The sequence below is a fragment of the Thermodesulfovibrionales bacterium genome, from assembly GCA_035686305.1.
Taxonomy (GTDB): domain Bacteria; phylum Nitrospirota; class Thermodesulfovibrionia; order Thermodesulfovibrionales; family UBA9159; genus DASRZP01.
The window spans coordinates 16,997-37,524 of the sequence record DASRZP010000071.1 but is presented as its reverse complement, the minus strand read 5'-3'; the positions used below and the strand labels follow the sequence as shown (position 1 = coordinate 37,524).

Sequence of the window (20,528 nt, the reverse complement as noted above, 5' to 3'; positions counted from 1 at the left end):
GCCCTTGGCTTCGGACTGCGTCAGTTGCATATTTTCAGCGACGAGAAGCTTCTTGTCGGCACGTATCTTTTCAAGGACGATCTGCATGTTGTCCGCAGACTTATCCTGCCCCATCGCGGTAGCGGCAACAAACACGATCACCACCAATAAATTCACCGTGATGAGTGCCCTGATTGTGGTTTTCATTTTGGTTTTCATACGGATTCCTCCTTTCATATATATGGTGATGAAATGAAAAACATCGTCGATAGAGACATCCTATCATACATTGTATTGAACCGCAACCGGCCCTCCAAGTCAGAGCGATATCCTGACTATTGTTCAGTGACCCTCCGAAAGACGCATCCTCTGGAGCACCACCGGACACTCACTTGTGAACTGTGGAGTTGACCGCAAGACCTTTTTCACGTGTACGTCGACTCTACATTACGAAACCGTTGAGGGTTCCCGTTGAAAATGACAAAAGAGGACGCACTTTCCAGCACATGTAGTTGCCGCTACTTGACCTGACGGACAATGTCCGAAATAGTTGGACCACGGAGTACATCGACCTAATGACACCTTCAGGAAACTGAAACTTCAGCAATAGTACTATAAACTTCCTGCGGAAAAGCCTAAAGGCGAGGAGTACAGCCACAACTGAACGATTACAGGGGTTCAAAAGTCTATCAATTCTTCATCAACTATGATAAATTATAATTTATTACTGATGCTCAGCCTCCTTTTTTGGGCTTGATGACCGGCGCAGTGATCCTGACAGCCAGTTATGTGAAAAAATAAAATGATGAGGAACATTCCATGAAAGCACTTCTCATTTATCCTGAGTTCCCGGATACCTTCTGGAGTTTTAGGTATGCCCTGAAGTTCATTCATCGAAAGGCGAGCAGTCCACCTCTCGGATTGTTGACTATAGCAGCGATGCTTCCTGACGGGTGGGAGAAAAGAATGGTCGACATGAACGTGGAAAGCCTGCATGACGAGCACCTGAGGTGGGCTGACCTCGTTTTTGTGAGTGCAATGTCAGTGCAGAAGGAATCTGTAAATGGAGTGATTGCCAGATGCAAGGCAGCCGGTGTCAGGATTGTGGCTGGCGGTCCTCTTTTCACGACTGAATATGAGGCTTTCGGGGCGGTAGACCATCTCGTGCTGAGCGAAGCTGAAATCACGTTGCCCCGTTTCCTGAAGGATTTTGCAAACGGCGATGCAGGCCATTTCTACACCACTGATCAGTGGGCTGACATACGTCAGACACCCATCCCGCTCTGGGGGCTTATCAATAAGAAGCATTATGCATCAATCAATATCCAGTATTCCCGGGGCTGCCCCTTCAACTGCGAGTTCTGCGACATTACTCTTCTCTGCGGGCGCGTGCCGCGCACCAAGGACAAAGACCAGATCATCAGGGAGCTCGAGAGTGTGTACGACTCAGGCTTCAGAGGCCAAGTCTTCTTTGTTGACGACAACTTTATCGGGAACAAGAAGAAGCTGAAGGAGGAGATCCTCCCTGCCATCATCGAATGGATGGAGAGGAAAAGGCATCCCTTCACCTTCAATACGCAGACCTCCATAGAACTGTCCGATCATAAAGACCTCATGGAGATGATGGTGAAGGCGGGATTCGATGTCGTCTTCATCGGCATAGAGACCCCCCATGACCAGAGCCTGGTGGAATGCAGTAAATTTCAGAACAAGAACCGCGATCTCCTCGCCAGTGTCAGGAATATCCAGAAGTCCGGTCTCGAGGTGCAGGGAGGATTCATCGTAGGTTTCGACAACGACCCTCCAACGATTTTTGACACCCAGATCAGGTTCATCCAGAAAAGCGGGGTCGTTACCGCCATGGTCGGCATCCTCATCGCCCTTCCGCGCACGCAGCTCTTTGAGAGGCTCAAGAAGGAGCAGCGGCTGCTGAAAGAGACCTCGGGGAACAATACGGATTTCGCGACTAATTTTATTCCTAGGATGGACTATGATCTGCTGATCAACGGCTACAAAAAGGTCCTCAGCACTCTGTATTCTCCAAAGCACTATTATGAAAGGGTCAGAACATTCCTGAGGGAATACATTCCCCCGGGGAAGAAGTTGTTCCATGTCCGTTGCAACTATATCGGCGCATTCTTTAGGTCTATCGTTCTTCTGGGGATCATTGGAAAAGAGAGGTTCTACTACTGGAGGCTTTTGCTCTGGACCATCTTCAGCCGCCCCCGCCTTATTCCGCAGGCCGTCACCCTCTCGATCTACGGCTATCATTTCCGAAAGGTCTTCGAGAAACGCCTTGGTTGAAACAGAAGGCGATCAAACGCGCATAAGATCTGAAAGAAAAGACAGACAGGCAGCCTTATTGGGGCGGCTCGTACCTCGACTTTCCAGCCTTCTTCATCGCTTCGATCCCTTCCTCTGCTGTCAGAAGGGGCGTGGTTTTGGCGGCTCTCAGCGCGCCTCCTGCAGAGACGGCCATGGAAAAGGCTGCCGCACTTACATTATCAGGCATCTGACAGACAAGCACCACATCGTAATCGCCAAAAGCAAACCAGAAACCCTCAAGGTTGCCTCCAAGTTTCTCGACGGCCTTCTGCACAGCCTCGCGGCGATTCTGAGGATGCTTGACCAGGTCAGCTGCGGCCTCTGCAGTATACGCCGCTTGCACCAGATAGTACCCCATAATAGTCTCCTTTCAGTCCTTTCATGAGGGCTTTATTCAAAGCTTATCACGAAAGGACCTGAGCTGCAATCGAAGGTGGTCGCTGCTACACCACTCCGCCTTCGCCCATGATTTCACCGATCACATGTTCGTCCGGTTTCGGGAGGCCGGCTATCTTCCACGCCTTCAGAGGTTCCATGAAGGTGTCACTGTAGCAATCCTTTGACTGGTGAACCCTCATGCAGACGCCGCGTAAAAGGGGGAAGGCATTATATTGCATGTAATACTGCCTCATAAACTTTATGATGTCCATCCGCTCTTTTGTAAGCTCGTCCACTCCCTCCCTCTCTGCCAGTGCGCAGGCGACGGTTTCCGTCCAGTCATTCATGTTTGAGAGATACCCCTCATCGTCGACAAAAATCTTCATACCTGAATACTCAAGAATCGGCATTCCACACCTCCTGGAAACGTTCTCTCTTGAAATCCTCCATTCATTTTACTTTGTGCGCGTCAGATGGTCAACATATTCCTTCTCGTCTTTTTTGGGGATGAGCAATGATCTGAACGGGTTCATGCATGAAAGGAGCGGTCGCCGATGAATGACGGAAAGACGCGCCTGTAGGTGCAGAAGGGAATCCACGATCGAGGGTTCATTGCAAAGGGACAGATGCATCGATTAGAATAATTTATAAGGCGTTTAATAAATTAAATCGCTGGAGGTAGTGATGAGACGTATCTCAATAGCTGTGATCGTGGTCTTTGCTCTGACCCTCTTTGCGGTCAATCTCTTTGGCGCTGAACCGTTGAAACTTAGCATCCCCCTTCCTCTTACCGGAGGTCAGGCGAAGTTCGGCGAGATGCAGAAACGTTCTTACCAGATAGCGGCAGAGGAGATCAACGCAAAGGGCGGGATCAAAGGCAGAAGACTTGATCTCGAGTTTGAAGATTCACAGGGCAAACCCGATATTGCAAGGGCGATTGTGGAGAAACTTATCGATGTCAAGAAGCAGCCCATCATTGTCGGGGAATATACGTCGGCCTGCGCAAAGGCTGTGGCAGCGGTGGCTGAGGAGAGGAAGACGCCCTACCTCGTCGTCGCGAGTGCGGCCGACGAAATAACGCAGCAGAAGTACAAATACGTTTTTCGTCTGAACCCCGTCAATGCGCACTATGCCGACGGGCTCATGTCTTTCTTTAAGGACGTTGTGAAGCCTTCGACCATGGCGATTCTTTATGAGAGTTCAGACTTCGGAACGTCGAGTGCAAAGGACATGGTGAAGAATGCGGAAAAGGCAGGCATTAAGGTCCTTGTCTATGAAAAATACGAGAAAGGCGCTGTTGATTTCAAGCCGATACTCTCAAAGGTGAAGGCTGCCAATCCTGATGTGATCTATATGGTTTCTTATGTGATGGATGCATCGCTCCTGATGAGACAGATAAAGGAATTGAGGATTGACGCAAAGCTCTTTGCAGGCGGAGCTGCTGGGTTTGACATCCCTGAATTTGTTGACAACGCAAAGGATGCTGCCGAGTACGTTGTCACCGCAACGCTCTGGAGTCCTCAGCTGAAATTCAGGGGGGCGAAGGAATTTGCCAGGAAATTTAAGGAGAAGTACGGTGAGTATCCGTCCTATCATGGAGCCGCTGCATATTCGGCCCTTTACGTCGTAAAAGACGCCATCGAGAGGGCAAAGCACTCTTCATCACCTTCGACTGAAGATATCCGAGCTTCGTTGAAGGCAACAAATATGGAGACTGCCTTTGGCCCTGTTAAGTTCGAGGACAAGGAGGGCTATCAGAACCAGAATTTTATAGATACCTACGTAAGGCAGGTTAACAAGGGCGAGCATGAAACAATATGGCCTGCCCAGTATGCAAGTCAGAAGTACATTTATCCGATCCCGAAGTGGAGGGAGCGGAGATAGAGGCGGGATAGGACAGAGAAGACTTCAGGATTGTGAGAAGGGAGGCAGGGAAGGGCGCTATTTCCGCCACTCTTTGCAATAAATAACATATAATTAAGTTATTACAACGATATCATAAAGTATAACTTTGCTATTAAGCTACCAGTTTTGGGGCATTAATGATGAGAGTTCAAGGTCTCGTTATATGTCAAGAACCCTCTATATTTATTCGTTGTGAGTCCGCGGACCGAAGTTTATGAATTATAAGGGGAAGGTAATTGTTGGGATGAGCGGGGGGGTCGACTCTTCAGTAGCCGCATATCTCCTCAGGGAGCAGGGGTATGATGTTGAGGGTGTAAGCTTCATTCTCGAGGAGAGGAGACTGTCCAATAGCACGCCATCGTCCTGCTGTTCTCTTGAGTCAATGCTTGATGCCAGAAAGACCGCTGATAGAATCGGCATCAACCACACCATGGTCAATCTCAGGAACGAGTTTGCCGAACATGTGATCGATCCTTTCATCGACGCATACTCAAAGGGCCTCACGCCAAATCCCTGCATCTTCTGCAATGAGCATATAAAGTTTACCTATCTCTTAAAGATAGCTGATCAACGGGGTGCGCGACAGATTGCCACGGGGCATTATGCAAGGGTCGTGGAGGGAAGGCTACGCAAGGGTTTGGACGCAAGAAAGGACCAGTCCTATGTTCTCTATGTTCTGAAACGGGAAATTCTGGACAGGCTGATACTCCCTCTCGGCGAAAAGAGAAAGGAAGAGACACGGGAGGTCGCTGCGGGGCTTGGTCTTCCTTCAGCGGGGCGGCCTGAGAGTCAGGAGATATGCTTCGTGGGGGGCAAGAACTATTTCAGGTTCCTCGAGAAGATCGAAGGAGGAGAGGAGGGCCCGCTTATTGATGCTGCCACTGGAGAGGTTCTGGGAAGGCACAGGGGAATATTCCGTTACACCATAGGACAGCGTAGAAGACTTGGGATCGCTACCGGCAAGCCCCTCTTCGTAACAAGGATTGACGCATGGGAAAACGCCGTTTATGTGGGTCCGAAGGAACAGGCGATGACCAGAGAGTTCGATGTCACAAGGATGAACTGGCTTGTCCGTCACGGAGGTCTTGGTGAGGGAGGACCGGCATTCTTGAGGGCAGGAGTTAAGGTCAGGTCGACCATGAAAGACGAACCTGCCGTACTCACATTCCATGACGGCAGGGTAAAGGTTGTCTTCGACGAGGCCCAGTGGGCTCCGGCGCCTGGGCAGAGCGCGGTCTTCTATAAGGGTGATGCCGTCATCGGCGGCGGGATCATAACCGAAGGCGTGGCGTAGTTCCCTTGTGACGGCCGACTTCTTTGTGTTACCTTAGAGGGCAATGGGAAAGATAGTCTCTCTCAACATCAGCGACAGGAAAGGCGTCAGAAAGAGGCCCGTACGGGATGTGTTGCTGAAGGCTGAATACGGCATAGAGGGCGATGCCCATGCATCCTCGGAATGGCACAGGCAGGTAAGCCTGCTTGCCTTCGAGAGCATCGAGAAGATGCGGAACATGGGGCTTGATGTCAAACCCGGAGACTTTGCCGAAAATATCACGACGATCGGCATCGAACTCACCAGTCTGCCTCTTGGCACGCACCTGACGATCGGCGATGACATAGAGGTTGAGGTGAGTCAGATAGGAAAAGAATGCCATACACGGTGTGCGATATACTATCAGGCCGGGGACTGTGTCATGCCGAAGGAAGGGATTTTCGTCAGAGTCATAAAGGGCGGAAGGGTGAAGGAGGGAGATGAAATCATAGCAGGCCGAGCAGGATGATTACCGTTGCCGTTCTGACATTGAGCGATAAGGGGTCAAGGGGCGAGCGAAAAGACCTGAGCGGTCCGATGATCGGAGAGATGCTGGCGGACATCGGGGCCGAAGTGAAACAGTACGAGATCTTGCCGGACGAAAAAGAGATGATAAAGAAGAGATTGGTCGAATACGCAGAAAAGGTCGATTTGATACTGACAACGGGCGGAACGGGTCTCAGCCCGAGGGATGTGACTCCTGACGCTACGAGAGAGGTCATCGAGAGAGAGGTACCGGGCATTGCCGAGATGATGCGTTCTGAAGGCATGAAGAAGACACCGAGGTCAATGCTTTCAAGGGCAATAGCAGGAATTAGGGGGCAGACGTTGATCATTAACCTTCCGGGCAGTCCGAAGGCGGTGCAGGAGAACCTGAGCACAATACTCGCTGTCATCCCCCACGCCGTCGAAAAGATCAAGGGAGATACGACGGAATGCGCTGCTCAATAGGTTCCGAGTTATCCATGAAATGGTGGGCTCAGTGAAAGATGTTTCTTTCGCTCTGGCCTTCGTTGCTGGTTTTTTCTCCTTCCTTTCGCCCTGTGTGCTTCCCCTTGTTCCATCCTATGTCTCATTCATAACCGGCATTTCCTTTGAAGACCTAACAGGAGGTGTGGACAGAAAGAGGATACGGTTCCTGACCATAACGAATTCACTTTCCTTCGTGCTCGGCTTCTCTGCGGTCTTTATGGCTCTCGGAGCGTCTTCTTCGGCCATCGGGAGATTCCTCTTCACCTATCAGGAAACGATACGGACAGTCGGCGGGATCATCATCGTCATCTTCGGTCTTTTTGTGGCAGGATTTCTCAAGATTGATTTCCTTACCCGCGACAGAAAGGTCCATCTCGGAGGCAAACCGATAGGATATGCGGGTACCTTTCTTGTCGGAATGACCTTCGCTGCAGGCTGGACGCCCTGTATCGGCCCGATACTCGGAACTATCCTTCTCTATGCAAGCACAAAGGGCTCGGCCTTTTACGGATTTAAACTCCTTGCCGTCTACTCTTTCGGACTCGCACTGCCGTTCTTTCTTTCATCACTCGCCATGAACAGTTTCCTCAGCTACTCGAAAAAGGTGCTGAAGTATATGCGGGCGATCATGATCATCAGCGGGCTCCTTCTCATACTCTTCGGCATCATGCTTTTGACAAATAGGGTGAGGGAACTTACAGGTCTCATGCCCGACATCGGGATCAGGTTCTGATTGGTGGTGTATGGGGTGACCCCTCCCTTCAAGGTCCGCGACACGTGAAGGGAGGGGTGGGGAGGCGCGTGAAGGAGCCTGCGTCACACGGCGTTAAGCTGTGGCAGCCAACCTCATATTCTTGCCCTGCCTGACGGCACGCCTCAGAATATCGGGGATCTTGGACCTTTCGGTAAACTTGTCGACGAGAAAATCGGCCTTTATTCGGGCATGCTCACTGGATAAGTGATAAAGTTTATTGGTGAGCACAATGGTTACGGGAGAAGGCGTGATCTCCTGGATGCCCTGAAGTATGTCGATCCCGAATCTTCTCCGTGCCCGCATGTCGAGTATAACAGTATCGGGCTTCAACAGCCTGATCTGTTGCACGGCCTGGAGAGGGTCCCGGGCTTCTCCGATAAGCTCAATTCCCGGAACGCTCGAAATGACTTTCCTCAGCCAGCCGCGAAAGACTACGGAATCGTCAACGAGAAAGATTTTCATAGTGTGGACCCCTTCATGGCTCAGCATCTCTCCGCAAAAATCCTTAAGCAATCGCATCTCGAAGGATGCTGCAATTTCTTGATAGCCTTGACCTCAATCTGTCTGATTCTTTCCCTGGTAACATCAAAGTCCTGACCGAGTTCTTCAAGGGTATATGAGTCATCTTCGCCGATGCCGAACCTCCTCCGGATGATCTGTTCCTCTTTTGTCGTTAAGGTTCCGAGCACTTTGTCTATCTCCATCTTCAGCCCGTGATGAATGAGAGACTCGAGAGGGGAAAGAGCAGCCTTGTCTTCAATGAAGTCCCGTATCGAACTGTCCTCTTCCTCGCCGATGGGGGTCTCTAGGGAAATCGGCTCCTTTGACATCTTCATGATAATCTTCACCTTGTCCGTTGTCGTATGGACGCGCGCGGCAATATCTTCATAAGAGGGTTCGTGGCCCAATTCCTGCAGGAGCTCCCTTGCCGCCTTTATGATGTGTCCCAGAGCCTCAACCATGTGAACGGGCATCCGTATCGTCCTTGACTGGTCCGCAAGTGCCCTGGTGATGGCCTGTCTGATCCACCATGTCGCATACGTACTGAATTTGTAACCTCTCTTGTACTCGAACTTCTCGACTGCCCTCATGAGTCCGATGTTTCCTTCCTGTATGAGGTCATGGAGGCTTAACCCCTTGCCGATATATCTTTTGGCTATACTGATGACGAGTCTGAGGTTTGCTTCGATCATGGCATCCTTTGCACGACGGATCTCGCCGTCCGCCTTCGAGATTACCCTCAACACCTCTTTTATCTCTTCATGGCCCCCGCCGATATGGTATTCATCATTTCTTATTTCCTTCCGGCACGCACGGAGCCTCTTCATCATGGAAGATCTGGAGCCGTCGTCATTTATCGATCCTCGTGCTAACTTCCGGGGTCCTGTGAATCTGGCGGAGGCACTGGATACTTTTTTTGGTGAAGGATCCTTTCCACTTCTGAGGGCCTCATATCCGAGGACTTTCAGACTCGCTTTCAGTGAAGAAGCTTCCTTATGCAATGCCTTCAGGCTTTCCTCGGCCCTTCTCAGTTCCTCTACAAGGGCATTCGTGAATGTCTCCTTAAGGTTCAAGATTCTGACCTTATCGAGAATCTTCCTGCCGTTAGGTCCGAGGAACTTCAGGGTTCTGTCTTCTTCTCCCATAGGGGTGACACGCTTCCCGGGGTTGAGGGCTCTCTTTCCCTGGGCGGCTCTTTCAGGGACGATCCTTCCGGACGGCGCCTTTACTGAGCTGCCGCTCTTCTGGCAAAGGCCCTCAATCCTTCTGACGAGCCCAAAAAATCTCTTCCTTTCGCCGCCGAGGGCCTTTGAGGAATCTCCTTCGCACTGGACAACATCGGTAAGGAGCATCTCCGCCTTCTTGATCTTCTCGGCAGTATCAATGATCTTTCTGATTGCGAAGGGCAACGAATAAATCTCTCTTAAGATTATGTCGTTGCCGTTTTCTATCCGTTTTGCAATTCCGATTTCGTCGTCTTTCTTCAAAAGGGGAATGACACCCATCTCCTTGAGGTACATCTGGAGAGGTTCATACTCAACATCGATATACGGGGCCTTTTCTCCTTCCTCAACGGGCTCGTCGTTCAAATCCCTGTTGTCGTTCCAGAAGGTTGTCATGGTCTCTGCGAAACCATCCTCCATAAAATTCAAACCATCTCTCTCTGGGTATTTGTCAAAGCCGTCGAAACCTTCTGTCATCGTGAGCCTCCTTGGATTTGGGCCTTTGGGGGTTTCACACCGGAATGCATAAAATATACACCAAGAGAGAGAATAAAAATATCAGTGGGAGACTGATTTTGTTGTAGGGTTTTGTCTTACAAATCAGGAAGTTGTCAATAAGTTGTTAATGACATGGTAAAGACTGCTGGCTTACTCTCTTCCCGCAGAGCGGGAAGAATGCCTTTGGCTCTTCTGAAGATGGGCGCGCGGTTCCGGAGACGGGTGCTCTCATTCTACAAGCCGGTTCTGTATTGCATAATGGGTCAATTCAGCATTATTCTTTAGCTTCATCTTTTCGAGAATCCTGCTTCGGTAGGTACTGATGGTCTTGACGCTGAGAGATAGTTCTATGGAGATTTCCCCTACGGTCTTCCCCGAGGCCAGCATGCGCATCACCTGGAACTCTCGGTCGGAGAGCGTCTCATGAAGGGGTTTTTCTGACGCAGCCTCGAGATCGAGGACCAGCTTCTCCGCCAGGGACGTGCTTACGTATTTCTTCCCCTGGAGAACCTTGCGGATAGCGGCTATAAGTTCATCGGGCGCACTCTCCTTGGTAAGGTACCCGGAGGCCCCGGCCCGCAAAACCCTCACCGCGTATTGCTCCTCGGGATGCATGCTCAACATCAGAACGGGAAGTTTGGGACGTTCGTTTCTCAGTTCCTTCAGGACGTCGAGACCACTCTTCCCGGGCATGGAAATATCAAGGAGAATCACATCATAATCATCTCTGAGTGCCTTACGAAGGGCCTCATAGCCGTTACTCGCTTCATCAACGACAACCATATCGGGAATGTCAGCAAGGATCTGTTTCAGTCCCTTCCTGACGATGGCGTGGTCATCGGCAATAAGTATCTTCGTCATATTGTCCGTCTCTACGTAGAATAACGATCTTCCTTATGTTACTAAGTTACAAAAAAGATCGACAAGAAGCAACAAAAAAATATCGGTGAGCTTGACCGTGGTTCCTGTTGCTGTCCTTGGGACTGCTTACTGTTCTGAAGGCGCCCTATCAGGACAGCGCAGCGTGAGATTCACATTTGAAAGTTCTTATGATATACTTTTTCTCATAGAGGAGGGCAGATGAATACACTTTTTTGGGGCCTTATCACCCTTTGCATTATAGCTGCCGTCGCTGTCTTAATTATTGTGATGATAGAACTGCGGGGCGCGGTGCGGTCACTGAATGAAGTTATGAAGACCGTGAAACCGACACTCGAAGAACTTCAGCTCAATCTCAGGAGCGTGAGGAGCATTACCGACAATATAACGACCGTGACAGAGGACGTGAAGGTCCTTTCAGGATCGGTGAAGGACGTGGGCCTGACCGTTAAGCAAATAAACGCCCTTGTCAGCGGTGTGACCGTTTCAACGGCGGCAACGGCTTCCGGCGTCAGGGCAGGGGTAAAGGCGGCGGCGCAGGTCCTTTTGAAGGACCTCTTTGCGAGCAAGGGGCACCGTCAGTGAGGTGCGCGTTCATGGCATATTCAGCTTGACGCTGAGATTGGCGACAGCAATGGATAATGGAAGAACCGAGCGGAATATCTTCTTGGCAGGAGATTGGCAAGAGAAAGGAGAAGGACGATGAGACACGAGGATGAAGGTTACAGCGCAGGTTCTGTATTGCTTTCTTTTCTTCTGGGAGGAATGGTGGGCGCTGGCGTTGCGCTTCTCCTGGCACCGAAGTCGGGGAAGGAGACACGGGAGCAGATAAAGGAGCTGGCAGAGGACGTCAGGGGAAAGACAGGGGAGTATGTGGAACAGGTCAAGGGTAAGATGACGGCCTCTCTTGACAAGGGGAAGGACTTTTTCGAGGAGAAGAAGTCTATCATAACGAGAGCCGTCGAAGCGGGCAAGGAGGCATACGAAAAGGAGAAGGAGAGGCTGACGAAGGAACCGAATGCATGAGGCTTCCATTGCCCTGAGTATCCTTGATATCATTGCCGGTAAGTGCAGTGCTGAAGGTTATCGTTCTGTCGAGGCTGTTAGGTTGAGGATTGGAAGGGCCGCGGGTATCATGCCCGAGGCCCTTCTTTTTACCTTTGATGCTGCGAAATGTGACACCCTTGCCAGGGACGCAAAACTGGTCATTGACATTATCCCCCTCGGTGGGTTCTGCATCGGATGCGAAAGGGAATTTGAGGTCGAGGAGGCCTATGTATTGAACTGTCCCCTCTGCGGTTCTGGAGCCTTCAGGATAGAGAAGGGTTATGAAATGGAGATCGTCGAAATGGAGGTCAATGAATGAAGGTGAAGGTTGTTACAAAGATACTCGAGGCGAACGAACGACTGGCAGAGGAGAACCGGAAGAGGTTCAGAAAGGCCGGCGTTTTTGTGATGAACCTCATGGGCGCGCCCGGCGCAGGGAAGACAGCGCTCCTCGAAAGGACGATCCTGGGCCTGAAGGACAGTATGAAGATCGGCGTGATTGAAGGTGATATTGCCGGAAGCGACGACGCCGAGCGGATTAACGGCACCGGCGTGCCGGTGGTGCAGATCAATACGGGAGGGGCCTGTCACCTCGATGCGAACATGATCAGCGAGGTCTTGGATGATCTTCCTCTGAAAGACCTCGATATGCTCGTCATCGAGAATGTTGGAAATCTCGTCTGTCCGGCTGAGTTTAAGGTCGGTGAGGACCTCAAGGCGATGGTACTGAGCATCACCGAGGGCCATGACAAACCACTAAAGTACCCTCTCATGTTCCAGGAATCTTCTGCACTGGTTTTGAACAAGGTTGACCTCCTTCCTTACATGAACACCGATATCGGCAAGATCAGAAAAGACGCCATGTCTCTCAATCCCGGAATCAGGATTTTTGAGGTCTCCTGCAAGACCGGCGAGGGGCTTGACCGCTGGACTGAATGGCTGAGCGGCTTAAGATAGCGGTAAAGGGCATTGTTCAGGGTGTCGGGTTCAGGCCGTATGTCTATTCCCTCGCAACGTCTCTCGATCTCAAGGGCTATGTAACGAATACGAGCGACGGAGTGACCATAGATGTTGAAGGTGAGAAGCTTCCTGAATTCGTGGCAAGACTCCCGAAAGAATCCCCTCCTCTTTCGCGGATTGTCGATATCGTCATATCACCATTGCCTGAGGAGGGTTATCGTGATTTCAGGATTATCGCGAGTCAGGACGACGGCACCACTGCTCCTTTCACCCTGATCTCCCCCGATGTATCCCTATGTGACGACTGCGCACGGGAACTTATGGACCCCTTGAACAGGCGATACCTCTATCCCTTCATTAACTGCACAAATTGCGGCCCAAGGTACACCATAACGAGATCCGTCCCCTATGACAGGAAGAACACGACCATGTCGGTCTTTGCCATGTGCGAGGAATGTTCAGGCGAGTATCACGACCCCAAAGACCGAAGGTTTCACGCGCAGCCGAATGCATGCCCGAAGTGTGGACCTCACATTACCTTCACCTGCGGCAGAAAGTCAGCTGTGGGTGATCAGGCGATGGAGAAGACCGTAGCATGTCTGAAGGAAGGGAAGATTGTGGCGATCAAGGGGCTTGGTGGGTTTCATATCGCCTGCGACGCAGAGAACAGGGAGGCTGTTGAGAAATTGCGGGAGCGAAAGAGAAGGAGCAACAAACCCTTTGCCCTGATGGCTCCTGATATTGAGAGGATAGGCCTCTTCTGCGAGGTCTCCGAAGAAGAGAAGAGGCTCTTGCTCTCGAACAGGCGTCCCATTGTTCTCCTGAGAAAGAGGTCGAACAGGGGATACATGCTTCCTGAAGCCCTCTCTCCCAATAACAGCCACTTCGGATTCATGCTGCCCTATACCCCCCTGCATTATCTCCTCTTCCGTTATCCCCTTTCTAAGGATCGCCCTTCCGTCAACTGCCAATTCAGAGCTCTCGTCATGACAAGCGGCAATCTGTCTGAAGAGCCGATCGTAAAGAACGATGACGAGGCGATGGAGAAGTTATCTGCCCTCGTTGATGCGGTCCTTTTCCATAACAGGGATATCTTCATGAGGGTTGATGATTCTGTGCTGCGGGTAGGACGAAGAGCGTGTAGTGATAGCGAAAGGAGGCAGGGGGTCGATGGTGACGTACGGTTTATCCGCCGCTCACGGGGGTATGCTCCTGAGCCTATCAGACTCGAAACCGATGGTCCCGAGGTGATGGGCTGCGGTGCAGACCTGAAGAATACCTTCACCGTGACGAAGGGATCCTTTGCCATCCCGAGCCAGCATATAGGGGATATGGAGAACTATGAGACCCTGAGATTCTTTGAGGAGTGCCTCGAAAACATCAAAGCCATATACCGGGCCAAGCCCGTGGCGATCGGACATGACCTTCACCCGGGTTATCTTTCAACGCAATGGGCTTTAAGACAGGTCGCTGAAGGGGGAGAAGGAGTTGAAACTTTCGGCATTCAGCACCACTATGCTCATATGGGTGCTGCTATGGCCGAACACGGATTAGCGAGAAAGGTCATGGGCGTTATTCTTGACGGCACAGGGTACGGCACAGACGGGAACCTCTGGGGCGGGGAATTCCTCGTAGCTGATATTGACGGCTTCGAAAGAGCAGGCCATTTCAGGTACATCCCTCTCCCGGGCGGCGAGGCAGCAATAAGGGCGCCCTGGAAGACAGCTATTAGTTATGTCTCTGACGCTGCTGGAAATGAGGTAATGGATTACCTGAAGGCGGCCGGTTTTGTTGAGAGATACGGGAAGGAGGCCATTGCAAGCGTTCTGAAGGTCAGGAATGTTCAGAAGATCTCTCCCCTCTCGTCAGGAGCAGGAAGGCTCTTTGATGCGGTCTCTGCCCTTATCGGGCTTTGCGACAGGAACACTTTCGAAGGGGAGGCTGCGATCAGCCTTGAATCCCTCATCGGAGAAGAGACGGAGGAGGCTTATCCGGTTAATATCATTCTCGACGGAACAGCCTCTGTCCATTTTTCTCAGACGATCATCGGGATCATTCATGATATAGAGAAGGGCGAAGAAAAAGAGCTGATATCATGCAGATTTCACAATACCATCTCGAATGTTATACTAAGACTGGCAACGTGGATCTCCGGGACCTACGGGCTCAAGGATGTTGTCCTGAGCGGGGGAACCTTTCAGAACATGTACCTTCTCAGAAGGACGATGGCATTACTGAATTCCGCCGGTATGAATGTCTTTCTCAACAGGTCCGTTCCCTGCAACGATGCCTGCATCTCCCTCGGACAGGCCTATCTCGTGCGGGAAAGGGTGAAGAAGGGTCATGCGACGGTTCTTGACGACCAGGTTGATTCATAGACTTCGGGGACCGGTGCGGCGAGACGCCGGATATATTAGGCTATGAACGAGGAGTGATGGCATGAAGACGATGATTGCCGGAATACGACGGATGACCGAAAGGATCGGCAGACCGGTGAAACTCATGGAGGTCTGCGGGACCCATACCGTCGCCATTTTCAGGCACGGCATCAGGAGTGTCATACCAGACGAGATAAGCCTGTTGAGCGGCCCGGGCTGCCCGGTCTGTGTCACATCGATAAGAGATGTCGATTCTGCCATCGCAATTTCGAAGATCGATAAGGTTGTTCTCATGACCTTCGGAGATATGATGAGAGTCCCCGGCGGCAGGCAGACCCTCGACGATGTGAGGGCAGAGGGCACCGACATCCGGATCGTCTATTCCCCCATGGATGCTCTGAAATTTGCCATGGAGGAGAAGGATAAGGAGATCGTATTCTTTGCGACAGGGTTTGAAACGACTTCCCCTGTCATCGCCGGAACTCTCGCCGAGGCCGAGATGAGTGAAGTCGGCAACTTTTATATTTACTCTGCCCACAAGCTCGTCCCGCCCGCGCTGAAGGCGCTCCTCGATTCGGCTGATGTCATGGTTGACGGCTTCATACTCCCTGGCCACGTGAGCACGATCATCGGTAAGCATCCTTACGAATTCCTGGCGTCGCAGTACGGCATACCCTCCGTGATAACGGGGTTCGGCGCTGAGGATATTATCACTGGAATCTATCTTCTCATAAAACAGCTTGTGGAGAAGAGGGCTGAGGTCGAGATACAATACAAAACGGTCGTAAGGGAAGAGGGCAATCCGAAGGCCGTCGCGATGATCAGCACGTATTTCGAGCCCGCCGATGCCCACTGGCGCGGCATCGGACTGATCCCGGGAAGCGGCCTCAAGCTCAGGGATGAATTCGTGAGATTTGATGCGATAAAGAAGTTTCATCCTGAAGTCCCTTTCTATCCTGAGCCCTCGGCCTGTTCCTGTGGCGACGTCCTGCGGGGTGTCAAGGTTCCTCTTGATTGTCCCCTCTTCGCAACGGCCTGTACCCCTGAGAACCCTGTGGGCGCGTGCATGGTGAGCACCGAAGGGAGTTGCGCGGCTTACTATAAGTACGGAGCCCACTATGGATAAGATACTGCTCGGACATGGAAGCGGCGGAAAGCTCATGCACGAATTGATAGGAGGTCATTTCGGACCTGCCTTTGGTATGAGCGGATACGGTGATTCGGCAATCCTCGATATCAGTATCAATCCGGAAAGGCTTGCCTTTACGACAGATTCCTATGTCGTCTCGCCGATCTTCTTCCCGGGAGGGAATATCGGCGAACTCGCTGTTTATGGGACCGTAAACGACCTCTCCATGGTCGGAGCAAGGCCTCTCTACCTCTCTTCAGGCTTTATCATAGAAGAAGGCTTCTCGCTGTCAGACCTGAAGACTATTGTTTCAGCGATGGCAAAGGCTGCCGAATATGCAGGGGTCAGGATCGTTGCAGGCGATACGAAGGTCGTGAACAAGGGAAAGGGTGACGGCATATTCATCAACACGGCAGGTATCGGACTTGTTCCCGACGGAGTGGAGATCTCTTCTTCCAGGATAAGGAAAGGCGATAAGGTCCTGATAAGCGGTGAAATCGGCAATCACGGAATAGCGGTGATGGCTGAGAGAAACGGTATATCCTTTGATCCTCCTGTTGTGAGCGATACGAAGCCTCTCAACGGTCTTGTATCGTCGATGCTTGGGGCCTCGAAGGAGATACACTTTATGAGAGACCCTACCAGGGGAGGCCTTGCAACGACGCTTAAAGAGGCGGCAAAGGAGTCCGGTCTCTGCATAAGAATAAGGGAGGATTCCCTTCCTGTTCCGGGACAGGTAAAGGGCGCCTGTGAACTCCTCGGTTTCGATCCCCTCTATATCGCGAATGAAGGGATCCTTGTGGCCGTTGTGGCATCGGCAGATGCGGATCCTCTCATCTCAGCCATGAAGAGACATCCTTACGGAGCCAATGCGTGGATCATAGGAGAGGTGGAAAATTCTCCTGAAGGGATGGTCCTCCTCGAGACATCGATAGGCGGCACGCGCATCCTCGATATGCTACTTGGAGAACAGCTGCCGAGGATATGCTGACTAGCTTTTCTTCAGGCTCATAAGATAAATAATAGCGATGAGAACACCGATGAGGACTGCTATCTTCCCCATGACCCTAAACAGGAGACCCACAATCAGGATCAGGATGACTATGGTCAGTGCGCGCGTCGCCTTTTTGGAAAGACCGGTGATCTGATACCCCTGTCTCTTCAGATTGTATCCTTTGAAAAGAAACGCTATGAGAAACAGGAGAATTATCGCCATCATTGCCGGCAGAAGTCTCATGGCATTAGTTTAAAGAGAGGCCTAAAAAATCTCAACGGTACGGCCCTGGAAGTCTGTCACGAAGCGGGCGACCGTTCCCGGCATGACGATGGATGACTCATAGGTCAAAGTCTCTGCCACTTCTTGACCACGCTCTTTTTTGTTTCCAAAACGATTGACTTTAACCAGCGGTGCGATTAAACTTTATCACGATGAAGAAGAGCGTAAAGACGATCATAGAACAGGTTGTACAGAGGATCGGCGGTGAGGGTATTTCGGTGGAACTCGAAATACCGCGGGAAGAACATTTCGGGGATCTTTCGACTCCCGTCGCCATGGGTCTGGCAAAGGCCCTCAGGCAATCACCGAGGAAGATCGCTGAGGAGATCGTCCGTTCCCTTGGAACCCTGGAGGCCTTCGAAAAGATCGAGATCGCCGGGCCCGGTTTCATAAACTTCACCTTCTCAAGGAAATACCTTTCTGCCCAATTCATGGACCTCCTGAAGCATAAGAAGGCCTTTTTGAGGGAAGAGGTGGGCAAGGGAAAGAGGATACAGATAGAATTTGTGAGCGCCAATCCGACGGGGCCGTTACACCTGGGCCACGGACGGGGCGCTGCCGTTGGCGCAGCGCTCTCAAACCTCCTCGAGGCCGGAGGATATGAGGTTGAGAGGGAATATTACATCAATGACGCAGGGAGACAGGTGAAGATCCTGGGACTCTCGGTCTTCGCGAAGTACCAACAGTTCCTCGGGATTGAGTATCCCTTTCCTGAAGATGGATACCGGGGAGGCTATATTGAGGGCATAGCAAGGAAGATCATCGATCTCCAGGGAAAGAGATATTCCGAGACGAGCTTTCAGGATGCTGCAGAGTTCTTTACAGATTTTTCCTATAGGGAGATGCTCAGGGAGATAGAGAAGGACCTGAAGGACTTTGGAATCGTCTTTGATGCCTGGCAGAGCGAGCGCGAGCTTTACACAACGAATGATGTGGAGAACGCGGTTGATGATCTCAGGCACCGGAGACATCTCTATGAGAAGGACGGCGCCCTTTGGTTTCAGGCAACGAGGTTCCATGACGACAAAGACAGGGTCATCGTCAAGAGCGACGGGGAGTATACCTATTTCGCTTCGGACATCGCTTATCACAGGAAGAAGATCGAGAAGGGCTTTGATGAGATCGTCGATATCTGGGGCGCAGACCATCATGGATATATTTCGAGGCTGAAGGCTGTGATCGAGGCATTGGGGTATCCGCCTGACCACCTCAGGGTCCTCCTTGTTCAGATGGTGACCCTTCTCAGGGGAGGGAAACCTGTCCAGATGTCAAAGAGGGCCGGCGAATTTGTCACCCTGAGAGAGGTGATAGACGAAGTCGGAGCAGATACGACGAAGTTCATCTTTCTCACGAGACGGCCTGACAGCCATCTTGAATTCGACCTTGAGGTGGCGAAGGAGCAGTCAGCAGAGAACCCGGTCTTCTATGTGCAGTACGCGAATGCCAGGATCAACAGTATCTTCGGCAAGGCCGGAGAAAAGGGGATAAGGCCGGAAGACCTTCAGGAAGCCGACACCGCTCTTCTCTCGGCGCCGGAAGAACTGAGGATGGTTAAGAAGCTCCTGACGTATCCCATGATCTTTACAGGGGCCGTCCTTTCCCGTGAACCTCACAGGATAACATTCTATCTCCAGGAACTGGCGGCACTGTTCCATCCTTACTACAACAGGTATCGGGTAATCACTGAAGATGCTGAACTCACCAAGGCACGCCTTGCCCTCTGCGATGCTGTACGGATCGCACTGAGAGATGGCCTCGAGATCCTTGGTCTCAGTGCACCCGAGAAGATGTAATCCGACGCTCCAGTCAGCACACCGGATATTTCCCCCTGCTGAGCTCCTTGCAAAACTTCCTAATATCGGCCAGTTCTCTCTCGATGATTGCGGTGATCTTCTTCGAAATATCCCTCAGCTTCAGCCTTCCATGAGTCAAGACCTGCGCTGAAGCCATCTGGGGTTTGTCAATGGGTGTCCCTATCGTGCTGAGGAGAAGGATATACACTTCGCTCAGACCTTCGATCTCTCCGTAAATCCTGCGCGCCAGAGAGTGTGCCAGAACATTATAGATCTTCCCCACGTGGCTGACGGGGTTTTTCCCTGCTGCGGCTTCTGTTCCCATGGGTCTGTTCATCGAGATGAGACCATTTACCCTGTTGCCCCGTCCTACCTGGCCTGAATCAGCATCCTCAGCGGATGTTCCGAGGAGACTCAAATAGATTCCATTCAGACCTCTGCCTCTCTCGTCAAGGGTATTGAAGTGAACCCTGACCTCTCCGAAGCCTGTATACCTCCTGAGAAACCCGGCCATATCCCTGAGGATCACATCTTTCCTGGAAAAATATTCTTCCTCTGAACTGATGAAGTGAGCGAGAAGGGGCATTGCCACCGTCAGATCGAGAGCATTACCCGAGCGAAGCCCCATCACCTTTATGTCTTCTCCGGTGTCGGGGTATTGTGTTTTGAAATTTCTTGAATTTAGGTATCTTTCGAGTTCAAGGACGACGGTCTCCGTGGGACTCATGGGGTAGTAGCCCACGGCCGCAGACGTGTCATTCGCCGGTCTGATTTTTCCCGATCTCCTGAATATGTCGGTAAGTTCTTCTGAGCCCGGCGCAAGGACAACCCGGTATCTGACATGCTTCTCAGGGTCGACAAATCGCAGATGTTTCCGTATCCACTCCTTTGCTGATTCTCTTGCGATCTCCTTTACCGGTATCTCTTTGCCGTCTCCCATGAATGTGGCCCTGTCTCCGATGGTAAGCTCCATGGGCCTTATGACCCTGCCTCCGCCGAAGGTCTTCGATGTCCTGCCTGCTGCGAGGAGACCTTTATCGATATTGTGATGGAGGATCGTTCCGAAGGTCTTCTCGTATTCCCTGCTCAGGGCTACGGATATTGCCTCCATAATGGAGTCGCACATGAAGTCCGGATGTCCGGTACCCTTTCTCTCGACGATCTCGACACGGTGTGCGGTGACCGGAGTTCCCCTATAGGTCTCGACAGCGATCATCGG

General features: G+C 51.5%; 22 protein-coding genes. 14 read left to right on the top strand and 8 right to left on the bottom strand.

All coding sequences use genetic code 11. The features are described from left to right. Positions 1-198: hypothetical protein (locus tag VFG09_08500; GenBank protein ID HET6515186.1), on the bottom strand; the 198-nt coding region annotated here is incomplete at its 3' end. Positions 199-798: 600 nt separating this feature from the next. On the opposite strand from VFG09_08500, the gene VFG09_08495 reads away from it, so the two are divergent. Further along, entirely contained in the window at positions 799-2,283 is a 1,485-nt protein-coding gene (locus VFG09_08495; protein HET6515185.1) for a B12-binding domain-containing radical SAM protein, read from the top strand. 55 nt (positions 2,284-2,338) lie between these two features. Here the strand turns inward: VFG09_08495 and VFG09_08490 are convergent, their stop codons facing one another. Both VFG09_08490 and VFG09_08485 read right to left on the bottom strand, forming a co-directional pair. Then, positions 2,339-2,662: a GYD domain-containing protein gene (locus VFG09_08490; GenBank protein HET6515184.1), complete on the bottom strand. Its 324-nt coding sequence runs from the start codon at positions 2,660-2,662 to the stop codon at positions 2,339-2,341. A gap of 85 nt (positions 2,663-2,747) precedes the next feature. After that, positions 2,748-3,092, bottom strand: a complete 345-nt coding sequence (locus tag VFG09_08485) for a TusE/DsrC/DsvC family sulfur relay protein (protein ID HET6515183.1) — start codon at positions 3,090-3,092, stop codon at positions 2,748-2,750. A gap of 274 nt (positions 3,093-3,366) precedes the next feature. Between VFG09_08485 and VFG09_08480 the strand changes: the two genes are divergently transcribed. The 5 genes from VFG09_08480 to VFG09_08460 all read left to right on the top strand — a co-directional run bounded on the left by VFG09_08480 (position 3,367) and on the right by VFG09_08460 (position 7,604). Beyond that, positions 3,367-4,566, top strand: a complete 1,200-nt coding sequence (locus VFG09_08480) for an ABC transporter substrate-binding protein (GenBank protein ID HET6515182.1) — start codon at positions 3,367-3,369, stop codon at positions 4,564-4,566. 235 nt (positions 4,567-4,801) lie between these two features. Further along, the gene (gene mnmA, locus VFG09_08475) at positions 4,802-5,881 is read left to right on the top strand and encodes a tRNA 2-thiouridine(34) synthase MnmA (protein HET6515181.1); all 1,080 of its coding nucleotides are present in this window, start codon (positions 4,802-4,804) and stop codon (positions 5,879-5,881) included. A gap of 43 nt (positions 5,882-5,924) precedes the next feature. Continuing rightward, entirely contained in the window at positions 5,925-6,368 is a 444-nt protein-coding gene (locus VFG09_08470; GenBank protein HET6515180.1) for an MOSC domain-containing protein, read from the top strand. Further along, positions 6,365-6,850, top strand: a complete 486-nt coding sequence (locus tag VFG09_08465) for a MogA/MoaB family molybdenum cofactor biosynthesis protein (protein ID HET6515179.1) — start codon at positions 6,365-6,367, stop codon at positions 6,848-6,850. Before VFG09_08470 ends, VFG09_08465 begins: the two co-directional genes overlap by 4 nt. A gap of 19 nt (positions 6,851-6,869) precedes the next feature. After that, on the top strand, positions 6,870-7,604 hold the full coding sequence (locus tag VFG09_08460; GenBank protein ID HET6515178.1) for a cytochrome c biogenesis protein CcdA: 735 nt from the start codon (positions 6,870-6,872) through the stop codon (positions 7,602-7,604). Positions 7,605-7,697: 93 nt separating this feature from the next. Here the strand turns inward: VFG09_08460 and VFG09_08455 are convergent, their stop codons facing one another. The 3 genes from VFG09_08455 to VFG09_08445 form a co-directional block, all read right to left on the bottom strand. Further along, on the bottom strand, positions 7,698-8,087 hold the full coding sequence (locus VFG09_08455; protein HET6515177.1) for a response regulator: 390 nt from the start codon (positions 8,085-8,087) through the stop codon (positions 7,698-7,700). 20 nt (positions 8,088-8,107) lie between these two features. Continuing rightward, positions 8,108-9,826, bottom strand: a complete 1,719-nt coding sequence (rpoD, locus tag VFG09_08450; GenBank protein ID HET6515176.1) for an RNA polymerase sigma factor RpoD — start codon at positions 9,824-9,826, stop codon at positions 8,108-8,110. A 249-nt stretch (positions 9,827-10,075) separates the two neighbouring features. Further along, a complete protein-coding gene (locus VFG09_08445) occupies positions 10,076-10,708 on the bottom strand; it encodes a response regulator transcription factor (GenBank protein ID HET6515175.1) in 633 nt (210 codons plus the stop codon). Between the two features lie 219 nt (positions 10,709-10,927). Between VFG09_08445 and VFG09_08440 the strand changes: the two genes are divergently transcribed. The 7 genes from VFG09_08440 to hypE all read left to right on the top strand — a co-directional run bounded on the left by VFG09_08440 (position 10,928) and on the right by hypE (position 17,231). Continuing rightward, positions 10,928-11,311 carry a hypothetical protein gene (locus VFG09_08440; protein ID HET6515174.1) on the top strand — a complete coding sequence of 128 codons (384 nt, stop codon included), beginning with the start codon at positions 10,928-10,930 and terminating at the stop codon, positions 11,309-11,311. A gap of 117 nt (positions 11,312-11,428) precedes the next feature. Further along, entirely contained in the window at positions 11,429-11,752 is a 324-nt protein-coding gene (locus tag VFG09_08435; GenBank protein ID HET6515173.1) for a YtxH domain-containing protein, read from the top strand. Next, positions 11,745-12,092 carry a hydrogenase maturation nickel metallochaperone HypA gene (locus tag VFG09_08430; GenBank protein HET6515172.1) on the top strand — a complete coding sequence of 116 codons (348 nt, stop codon included), beginning with the start codon at positions 11,745-11,747 and terminating at the stop codon, positions 12,090-12,092. The genes VFG09_08435 and VFG09_08430 overlap by 8 nt, the downstream gene beginning before the upstream one ends. Next, positions 12,089-12,730 carry a hydrogenase nickel incorporation protein HypB gene (gene hypB / locus VFG09_08425; GenBank protein HET6515171.1) on the top strand — a complete coding sequence of 214 codons (642 nt, stop codon included), beginning with the start codon at positions 12,089-12,091 and terminating at the stop codon, positions 12,728-12,730. Before VFG09_08430 ends, hypB begins: the two co-directional genes overlap by 4 nt. Continuing rightward, positions 12,709-15,111 carry a carbamoyltransferase HypF gene (gene hypF, locus VFG09_08420; GenBank protein HET6515170.1) on the top strand — a complete coding sequence of 801 codons (2,403 nt, stop codon included), beginning with the start codon at positions 12,709-12,711 and terminating at the stop codon, positions 15,109-15,111. Before hypB ends, hypF begins: the two co-directional genes overlap by 22 nt. Before the next feature lie 61 nt (positions 15,112-15,172). Then, entirely contained in the window at positions 15,173-16,237 is a 1,065-nt protein-coding gene (gene hypD, locus VFG09_08415) for a hydrogenase formation protein HypD (GenBank protein ID HET6515169.1), read from the top strand. Further along, the gene (gene hypE, locus VFG09_08410; GenBank protein ID HET6515168.1) at positions 16,230-17,231 is read left to right on the top strand and encodes a hydrogenase expression/formation protein HypE; all 1,002 of its coding nucleotides are present in this window, start codon (positions 16,230-16,232) and stop codon (positions 17,229-17,231) included. The genes hypD and hypE overlap by 8 nt, the downstream gene beginning before the upstream one ends. Here the strand turns inward: hypE and VFG09_08405 are convergent, their stop codons facing one another. Next, the gene (locus VFG09_08405) at positions 17,232-17,459 is read right to left on the bottom strand and encodes a hypothetical protein (GenBank protein ID HET6515167.1); all 228 of its coding nucleotides are present in this window, start codon (positions 17,457-17,459) and stop codon (positions 17,232-17,234) included. It abuts the gene before it with no gap. A gap of 209 nt (positions 17,460-17,668) precedes the next feature. Between VFG09_08405 and argS the strand changes: the two genes are divergently transcribed. Then, positions 17,669-19,309 (top strand): arginine--tRNA ligase, encoded by a 1,641-nt coding sequence (gene argS / locus VFG09_08400; protein HET6515166.1) that lies wholly within the window; start codon positions 17,669-17,671, stop codon positions 19,307-19,309. 13 nt (positions 19,310-19,322) lie between these two features. On the opposite strand, the gene VFG09_08395 is transcribed toward argS, so the two are convergent. After that, on the bottom strand, positions 19,323-20,525 hold the full coding sequence (locus VFG09_08395) for a methionine adenosyltransferase (protein HET6515165.1): 1,203 nt from the start codon (positions 20,523-20,525) through the stop codon (positions 19,323-19,325). Between the last annotated feature and the right edge of the window lie 3 nt (positions 20,526-20,528).